This window comes from Comamonas sp. (assembly GCF_036666375.1).
Taxonomy (GTDB): Bacteria; Pseudomonadota; Gammaproteobacteria; order Burkholderiales; family Burkholderiaceae_C; genus Comamonas.
Genome location: NZ_JAVWWA010000155.1, coordinates 1 through 7921, shown reverse-complemented (window position 1 = coordinate 7921; position 7921 = coordinate 1). Strand labels below are relative to the sequence as shown.

Genomic DNA, 7921 nt, shown 5'->3' with positions numbered 1-7921 from the left:
TGCGCCGGCAGCAGCGCGAACGCCGCGCCCGTGCCCGCGCCCAGGCCCAGCACCTTGCCGTGGTAGGTGACCTTGTCGCCGTAGACGTCGGCCGTGAGTTCCGCGGGCTGGCCTATGCGCAGCTCGGCCAGCTGGCTTTCCTTGAAGTTGGCGTCCACCCACAGGTCGTTGAGCGCCACCACGGTCATGACCGGCGCGCCCGCGGCAATGCGCTGGCCCAGCTGCACGCCGCGCTTGGCGACATGGCCTTCGACGGGCGACAGCAGGCGCGTGCGCTGCAGCGCGAGATACGACTCGCGCACCTTGGCCGCGGCGCGCACCACGTTGGGGTGGTCCTGCTGGGAGCTGCCTTCGGTCTGGGCCTGGGCGGCGGTGAGCTGGGCGCGCGCGGCGCGCACCGCGGCCTGGGCCGCGCCCACGGCGTTGCGGTTGGCCGTGACCTGGGTCTGGGCGTGGTCGAACTCTTCCTTGCCCACCGCGCCGCTGGCCAGCAGCGGACGGCGGCGTTCCACGTCCTGCTGGGAGCGCGCGGCATCGGCCTCGAGGCGCTGCAGTTCGGCTTCGCGCAGCGCGACCTGGGCCTGCAGCGGCGCGTTGTTGGCGTAAAGCGCGCGCACTTCGCGCACGGTCTGCGCGAGCTGGGCCTCGGCCTGGGCCAGCGCGACCAGCGCATCGGCGGCGTCGAGCTGCACCAGCAGCTGGCCGGGGCGCACGAAGTCGGTGTCGTCGGCGCCTATGCTGACCACGGTGCCGCCGAGCTGGGGCGTGATCTGCACCACATTGCCCGCGGCATAGGCGTTGTCGGTGGTCTGGAAGTTGCGGCCATGGGCCCAGTGCCAGCCGCCCCAGGCGATGGCGGCGATGGCCACGGCGGCGGCGATCACCGTGAGGCCCTTGCGGCGGGCAGGAGGATTGCCGGCGGGCGTGGCCGCAGCGGGAGCTTGTTTTGGATCGGTCATGAGAGTCGGCGCTTTGTTATACGGTTGGGTTTTGCGTCCGGGGCAGCTGGCTGCCCGCTGGGAGTAAAGAGGGGGTTAGCGTTGGCTGACCTGCAGGTTCGCGGTGTCGTCGCTCCAGCCGCCGCCCAGGGCTTTCATGAGGGCGATGCGCGTGTCGAGCTGGCGTGCCTGCAGGTCCACGCCCAGGCGGCGCTGGGTGATGACCTGGCTTTCGGCGTTGAGCATGGTGATCTGGTTGCTCAGGCCCGCGCGGTAGCGCTGCAGCGCGAAGTCATAGGCCTGCTCGGCCTTGGCCGCGGATTCGCTTTGCAGCGCCTGCTGGCGGCCCAGCGACTGCACCGAGGCAATCGCGTCGCCGGCTTCCTTCACGGCGTCGAGCACCGCGCCGTTGTACTGGGCAATTGCGGTGTCGCGCTCGGCTTCGCGCCCGCGCAGCTGGGCGCGCAGGCGCGTGCCTTCGAAGATCGGCAGGCGCAGCGCCGGTGTCACGCCCATCTGGCGCGAACTGCCTTGCAGCAGCTGATCGAGGCCTATGGCGTTCAGGCCGACAAAAGCGCTGAGGCTGATGTCGGGGTAGAAATCGGCGCGCGCGCGCGCGATGTCCTGGCCCGCGGCCTCGACGCGCCAGCGCGCGGCAACGATGTCCGGGCGCCGGCCCAGCAGGTCCAGGCCCAGGGCCTGGGGCACATCCTGCAGCGCCAGTTGCGACAGCTGCGGCGCCAGCGTCTGCTGGGCTTCGGGCGCCTGGCCGCTGAGCACCGCGAGCGTGCGGCGCGCCAGCGTGATCTGCTCGGCCAGCATTTCAATCTGGGTGCGCGCATCGGGCAGGCCGGCCTGGGCCTGGGTCAGCTCGACCTGGCTGTCCAGCCCCGCCTGGGTGCGCTGGTGGCTCAGGTCCAGCAACTGCTGGCGCTGGTCCAGCGTGCGCTGGGCGACATCGCGCTGGGCCAGCAGCCGGGCCAATGCCACATAGCTGCGCGCGACCTGGGCGGCAAGCTGGTTGGCGGCCGCGGCGCTGTCGGCCTGGGCGGCGCGCGCCTGGCCCAGCGCCGATTCGAGTTCGGCCGCATGCCGGCCAAAGAAATCGGGCGCCCAGCTCAGGCCCACCTGGGCATTGCCGCTGTTGTAGGTGTTGCCGGCAATCGGTGCGGGCACCAGGCCGTTGGCGCTGTAATGCTGGCGCGTGGCGTCCAGGCCCAGCGTGGCATGCGGCTGGCTGGCGGTGCTGCTGGCCGTGGCCAGTGCGGCCGCGCGTTCGAAGCGCGCGCGGCTGGCGGCCAGGCTGGGGCTGCCTTGCAAGGCCTGGTCGATCAGCGCGTTCAGCCGCGGATCGCCCAGCGCGGTCCACCAGGAGGCGGTGGGCAGGCCCTGGGCCGGCGCCTGCGCGCTCAGGCCTGTGCCTTCGGGCGTGATCTGCGTGAGCGCGGCGCGATCCGGTCCGGGCAGGGCGCAGCCCGCGAGGGCCAGCGCGGCACTCAGGGCCAGCAGACGCTTGCCCGGCAATGAAGAAAGGAGATGCATGGTTGGAGGGAGAGTGGGAATGGGGGAAGTGCAGAAATTCAGCCGGCCTTGGACGGGGCCTGAGCGGCGCGCAGCGCCTCGCCGTTGTGCAGCATGCGCTGCAGCATGTCGATCAGCAGTCGGCATTCGTCGTGGCTGAAACCGCTGAGGTGGGCGTTGAGCACGCTGCTGAGCGCTTGCGGAACCTTGGCGGCAATCGCGTCGCCGGCCTCGGTCAGCACCAGATGCACCACGCGCCGGTCGCTGGTCGAGCGTTCGCGGCGCAGCATGCCCTTGGCTTCGAGCCGGTCCAGGGCGCGCGTCACCGCCGCCGGATCTATGCCCAGGTCGCGCGCCAGGTTGGCGCTGGTGGTGTCACTGCAGACCCGCAGCTTGTACAGCGGCAGCCATTGCACATAGGTCAGGTCATGCACCGCCAGTTCGGCATCGGCCTGCTGCAGGATGGAGCTGAGTACCCGCCGCATCAGAAAACCCACGCTTTCCTGGGGCTGGTAGGCACCTGCCTGGTAGAAATCGGAAGGCAGAGGCGGAATGGAGGTCATTGACAGCAATTTAATTGACTAGGCAACTATTGTCGTCAAAATCATTGGCGTCTGCAGGCATGCGCAGGTCCCCAGGAGCACAAGAGGGTTTTTGAGCTCCGGCTCTACAATCAAGCCATCGCAGCCTACCGACCGTTAGGAAGGTCTGCGTTTCAACCTGTTCATCGGCCGCGTGCCGCATCTGCTTTCATGACTGCGAATCCTTCGACCCCACCCAGCCGCTTCGGCTGGCCGTTTCTTTTTCTGCTGGCGATGATCACGGCGCTGGACGCCATGGCCATCGACATGTACCTGCCGGCCTTTCCCGCCGTGGCCCAGGAGCTGGGCGCATCGGCGGGCAAGATCCAGCAGACGCTGTCGGTGTTTCTCGTCGGCCTGGCGCTGGGCCAGGGGCTTTACGGGCCGCTGCTGGACCGCTTCGGGCGGCGCTGGCCGCTGCTGATCGGCCTGGGGGTGTTTGTGCTGGGCTCGGTGCTGGCTGCGCTTGCGCCCAGCGTCGAGTGGCTGCTGTTCGCGCGCTTCCTGCAGGCGCTGGGCGCGGCCGCGGGCCTGGTCGCGCCGCGCGCCATCGTCTCGGACGTCTGCAGCGTGCAGGAGTCGGCACGCGTGTTCTCGGTGCTGATGCAGGTGATGATGATCGCGCCCATTCTGGCGCCGGTGGTCGGCAGCTATCTGCTGACCCACGGCGGCTGGCGCATGGTGTTCTGGACGCTGGCCGTGGTTGGCGCGCTGGGCGCGGCCTGGGGCCTGCGGGCGATTCCCGAAACGCTGGCGCGAGACAAGCGCGCGCCGCTGCATGCGCGCGCCATCCTGCGCGCCTATGCGCAGCAGTGCCGCGCGCCGGCGTTCATGGCCTATACGCTGGCCGGAGGTTTCATCCTGGGCGCGCTGTTCGTCTACATCAGCGTCTCGCCATTCGTGCTGATCGAGCACTTCGGCATGAGCCCCCAGCATTTCAGTTATTTCTTTGCCTCGAACGCGGTGGGCGTGGTGGTCGCCGGTCAGCTGAGCCTGTGGCTGATCCAGCGCCTGAGCGAGCAACGTGTGCTGCTGGCCGGCATCGCGGTGCACGCGTTTGCAGGCCTGCTGCTGCTGGTGCTGGTGCTGCTGGGGTGGGCCGGCCTGGGCGTCTATCTGGCGCTGCTGGGCCTGTCGGTCTGGCCGCTGGGCCTGGTGTTCGGCAATCTCACGGCGCTGACCATGGCCCAGGCCGGCGAGCAGGCCGGCGTGGCCTCGGCGCTGATGGGCCTGCTGCAGTATCTGATGGGCGCTGCCATAGGCGCCCTGGTGACGCTGGCCGCGCCAGGCCTCGTGCCGCTGCCGGCGGCCATCCTGGTCTGCGGCGCGCTCGCGGCGCTGTGCTGCTGGTGGGGCGGGCGGCGCAGCGTCAGCCCTGCGCCGGCCGCGCTGCCGTAGCCGCTTCGAACACTGCCCAGACCGCCTGCAGCCGGCGCGCGAATTTCGCCGGTCCGGCATAGGTCAGCTCGACCTGAAGGCAGTCGATCAGGCCCAGGCAGGTCTTGGTCAAAACTTCGGCGCTCAGCCCCTGGGTGTTCGGCACCAGGCTGGATTGGGTGATCGCGGCCAGCACGATGGCTTCGAGATCGTCCATGAAAACATGCATCAGCGCCATGACCTGGTCATGCAGATGACCGGGCGGGGTGTAGAGCGCACGCATCCAGAACTGCACGCGAAACGAATCGTCATAGCGGACCTGGATGCTTTGCAGATAGGCGTGAATCTGCGCGCGTATGGCGCTGCCGCCGACCAGCACGCTGCGCGCATAGTCCAGTTCGGCCGTGACCATCAACGGAATCAGGCTCAGATAAAGCGCATCCTTGTTGCGGAAATGCGCATAGATCGAGGGTTTCTTGATGCCCACGTCGGCCGCGATTTCCGCCATCGAGGCGGCGTCGAAGCCCTGGCGCGCAAAGCGTGCAAGGGCTGCGTCCTGCAGGCGGGAGGCGGTCAGGGCAATGGTTTCCATCGCCGGGATTTTACGGCGCTATGCCCTGCGGTCGTTTGGCGCAGCAGGCCTGTGCGCCGCGTCAAGGCGCTAGAAGAACTTCTGCGCCTTGACCCACAGCCGCGGTCGTTTGTCCGGCGCACTCGTGGCCGCCGCGCTGCCCACGCGCCAGGCCAGCGCGGTCTCCATGGACCAGTCCCTGCCACTGCGCTGCAGTCCCAGGCCTGCGCCGCTGAGGCGGCGGTGGTTGCTGCCGGCGTTCCAGGGGCGGTGCTGCAGCCTGACCTTGCCGCTGTCGGCAAAGCCGCTGAGCTGCCAGTCGCCGCCCAGCGCGTAGCGCAGCTCCAGTGTGGCCAGCAGGCCATGGTCGCCCGGGGCTTCGCCTTGCGGATAGGCGCGCACGCCGTAGGCGCCGCCCAGGCTCATCTTTTCCGAGGAGTCGAGATTCCCATCGGCGCGCTGCCCGTTGACGCGGCCATGCAGGCTCCACGGACCGCCCAGTGCCTGCCAGCGCGCCAGACTGGCGGTGATCATCTGGAAGCTGCCGGCGCTGCGCGCGGCCTGGGCATCGCGCTGCTGCTGCGCCACGTTGCCCAGGCGCAGCTGCCCGTGGACCCAGGCCAGGCTCCATTGATTGGTGGCGCGCCCGCCGAGGCTGTCCTGCCAGTTGCCGTCCAGCCCCAGCGTGGTGAGCTGCGAGTGCTTGCGTTCCTGGGTGTCGTACAGCCCGATGTGGTCGGTCAGGCGCTTCTGGTCATATTGCAGCCGCGCATTGACGTTCGCGCTGCGGCTGCGCAGCAGCGGCTGGGTGGCGTGGACGCTGGCCACCTTGGCGCTGCCATAGGCGTCGAGCACGCCGAACTCTTGGTCCAACGCATAGTCCAGATGCGACAGGCTGGCGCCTATGCGCGTGCTCCACGGCCCCACGGGCATCTGGTAGCCCAGCCGGTAGTTGTACAAATCCTCATTGCTGGCCAGCAGCTGCAGCTGGATCTGCTCGCCCAGGCCCAGTGCGCCGTCGAGCTGCAGGCTGGCGGAGCCGCGCCAGGCCCCGGTGTAGCGGTTGCCGAAATTGTCCACGCCCAGCGCAGCGCCGACTACAGGCCCATCGTCGACCCTGACGACCAGATCGGAGCTGCCGAACCGGGCGCCGGGCTGCAGCGTTGCCTCGGCGCGAATGCCGGCGACATCGGCCAGCAGCAGCAGGCTGCTTTCCAGCGCATCGGCGCGCAGCAGGGCGCCCGCGTGCAGACCGGCCAGCGGCGCTTGCAGTACTGCGGACCGTTGACGCGAAGCATTTTCCAGCCTCACCTCACCGAGCCGTCCTTCGATCACCGCGACCCGCAGCAGGCCCGACTCCACGGTCTGGGCAGGCAGATAGGCATAGGCAAACGGATAGCCCCGTTCACGGTAGCGCCGCGTGATGGCCGCTATGCCGGCCTCGATGTCGGACAGGGTCAGCGACTGGCCGATCAGCGGTGACAGCAGGTCCTGCAGTTCGGCGCTGGCGATGGCGGAATTGCCTTCGATGGCAAAGCGTCTAACTTCGACGGGCGGGCCGCCGCCCTGCATGGCTGCGGGCACATCGGGCAGGTGCAGATCGATGGGCGCCGGCGCGGGCAGGGTGGGGCGGCGCTGCTCCAGGCTTTCGAGCGCCCGGCCGGCGTCGGGCAGCGCCTGGCTGCCGGCTGTCGGCGGCAAGCCCAGCAGTGCGGTGGCCAGGGCGGTGGCAAGCGCAATGCGCATAGGTGAAGGCATGGCAATCGTGTACATGGGATGTGGACTCAGAAAGGCGCAGCGGCGCAGGCGCGACCGACCCCGGTGAAGATGGTGACCGGGCGGCTGTCGCGCTGCGCGGCATCGATGGCCAGGCCTCCAAGGTTCATGACCTGGGCGGACATGGGATAGCCATCGCTGAAGCATCCACTCGAGGGCGTGCTGGCTTCGGCGCGGACAATTTCGACCCGACTGGGATGGACGCCCGCGTAGATGTCCGTCAGGGACGGCCCGATGGTGGGCTTTGCGGGATGGATGGCGGCCCAAGTGGACGCGTTGTGTTCCAGGCGGTAATTGCCGCCATCCTCGCCGCCCAGCGTGGCGCTGACCCGCACCTCCTTGGTCGCGCCTGCCGCCGGATCAAGGAAGCTGCCCTGGGTTTGCAGGAGCACGCGGTCGCCCGCCAGCACTCCCGTCAGTGCGCCATGCGTGGTGGCGAGGGTGGTGCCGTCATGGGGCTTGTCATCGGCCGTGATGCCGGCGCGGATGTCCAGCCGGTCGATGCTGGCGATGGTGGTGTCGTTATGCACCAGCCGGTAGTTGCCGGCGTCGGCACCTGACAGCGTGCCGTTCACCTCGACGGTCTTGCCAAGGCCTGCATTTTTGTCGCTAAAGCTGCCGCTGGTCGCCAGCGTGACCTGGTCCTTTCCCAGCAGGCCGCCCAACTGGCCATGGGTGATGGCGGCCGTGCTGGCGTCATACGTCTTGCCTTCGGCGGTGATGATGGCGTTGACGGCCCGCGGGTCGATATCGGCGGTGGCGCTTGTGTGGTACAGCAGCACGTAGTTGCCGGAATCGGCACCGCTGAGTTCGCCGGTGACGGCCACCGCCTTGCCCTGGCCCGCATTCTTGTCCGCAAAGCGGCCGCTGGTGACCAGCGTGACCTGATCCTTGCCCAGGACGGCATGGCCCAGGTTGCCCTGCGTGGTGGCGTTGGTCAGGCCGTCGTAGGTCTTGTTGTCTGCGGTGATGGTGCCCTGGATGGCCAACCGGGCGATATCGGCCGTGGTCGTCTCGTTGTGCACCAGGCGGTAGTTGCCGGCGTCGGCACCTGACAGCGTGCCGTTCAGCTTGACGGTCTTGCCAAGGCCTGCATTTTTGTCGCTAAAGCTGCCGCTGGTCGCCAGCGTGACCTGGTCCTTTCCCAGCAGGCCGCC

At 68.8% G+C, this 7921-nt stretch carries 7 protein-coding genes; 1 reads left to right on the top strand and 6 read right to left on the bottom strand.

The features are described from left to right. From RR928_RS23205 to RR928_RS23195, 3 genes are all read right to left on the bottom strand, one after another. Positions 1-959 (bottom strand): HlyD family efflux transporter periplasmic adaptor subunit (locus tag RR928_RS23205; RefSeq protein WP_332684419.1); only part of this gene is annotated, 959 nt, incomplete at its 3' end. Between the two features lie 75 nt (positions 960-1034). Next, positions 1035-2480, bottom strand: a complete 1446-nt coding sequence (locus RR928_RS23200) for an efflux transporter outer membrane subunit (RefSeq protein WP_332540057.1) — start codon at positions 2478-2480, stop codon at positions 1035-1037. A 38-nt stretch (positions 2481-2518) separates the two neighbouring features. Next, complete coding sequence (locus tag RR928_RS23195) at positions 2519-3022, bottom strand: MarR family winged helix-turn-helix transcriptional regulator (protein WP_332540056.1); 504 nt, start codon at positions 3020-3022, stop codon at positions 2519-2521. A 189-nt stretch (positions 3023-3211) separates the two neighbouring features. On the opposite strand from RR928_RS23195, the gene RR928_RS23190 reads away from it, so the two are divergent. Further along, positions 3212-4438 (top strand): multidrug effflux MFS transporter, encoded by a 1227-nt coding sequence (locus tag RR928_RS23190; RefSeq protein ID WP_332540054.1) that lies wholly within the window; start codon positions 3212-3214, stop codon positions 4436-4438. On the opposite strand, the gene RR928_RS23185 is transcribed toward RR928_RS23190, so the two are convergent. From RR928_RS23185 to RR928_RS23175, 3 genes are all read right to left on the bottom strand, one after another. Continuing rightward, the gene (locus RR928_RS23185) at positions 4410-5009 is read right to left on the bottom strand and encodes a TetR/AcrR family transcriptional regulator (protein ID WP_332684416.1); all 600 of its coding nucleotides are present in this window, start codon (positions 5007-5009) and stop codon (positions 4410-4412) included. The two genes, RR928_RS23190 and RR928_RS23185, sit on opposite strands and share 29 nt — an antisense overlap. A 69-nt stretch (positions 5010-5078) precedes the next feature. After that, entirely contained in the window at positions 5079-6761 is a 1683-nt protein-coding gene (locus RR928_RS23180) for a ShlB/FhaC/HecB family hemolysin secretion/activation protein (RefSeq protein ID WP_332684414.1), read from the bottom strand. 11 nt (positions 6762-6772) lie between these two features. Continuing rightward, the coding region (locus RR928_RS23175) for a YDG domain-containing protein (RefSeq protein ID WP_332540050.1) at positions 6773-7921 on the bottom strand (1149 nt) is incomplete at its 5' end.

What these genes read in the sequence shown, in the direction of transcription:
- RR928_RS23185 (WP_332684416.1), bottom strand. Translation starts at nt 5,009, where the DNA reads ATGGAAACCATTGCCCTGACCGCCTCCCGCCTGCAGGACGCAGCCCTT.
- RR928_RS23200 (WP_332540057.1), bottom strand. Translation starts at nt 2,480, where the DNA reads ATGCATCTCCTTTCTTCATTGCCGGGCAAGCGTCTGCTGGCCCTGAGT.
- RR928_RS23195 (WP_332540056.1), bottom strand. Translation starts at nt 3,022, where the DNA reads ATGACCTCCATTCCGCCTCTGCCTTCCGATTTCTACCAGGCAGGTGCC.
- RR928_RS23180 (WP_332684414.1), bottom strand. Translation starts at nt 6,761, where the DNA reads ATGTACACGATTGCCATGCCTTCACCTATGCGCATTGCGCTTGCCACC.
- RR928_RS23190 (WP_332540054.1), top strand. Translation starts at nt 3,212, where the DNA reads ATGACTGCGAATCCTTCGACCCCACCCAGCCGCTTCGGCTGGCCGTTT.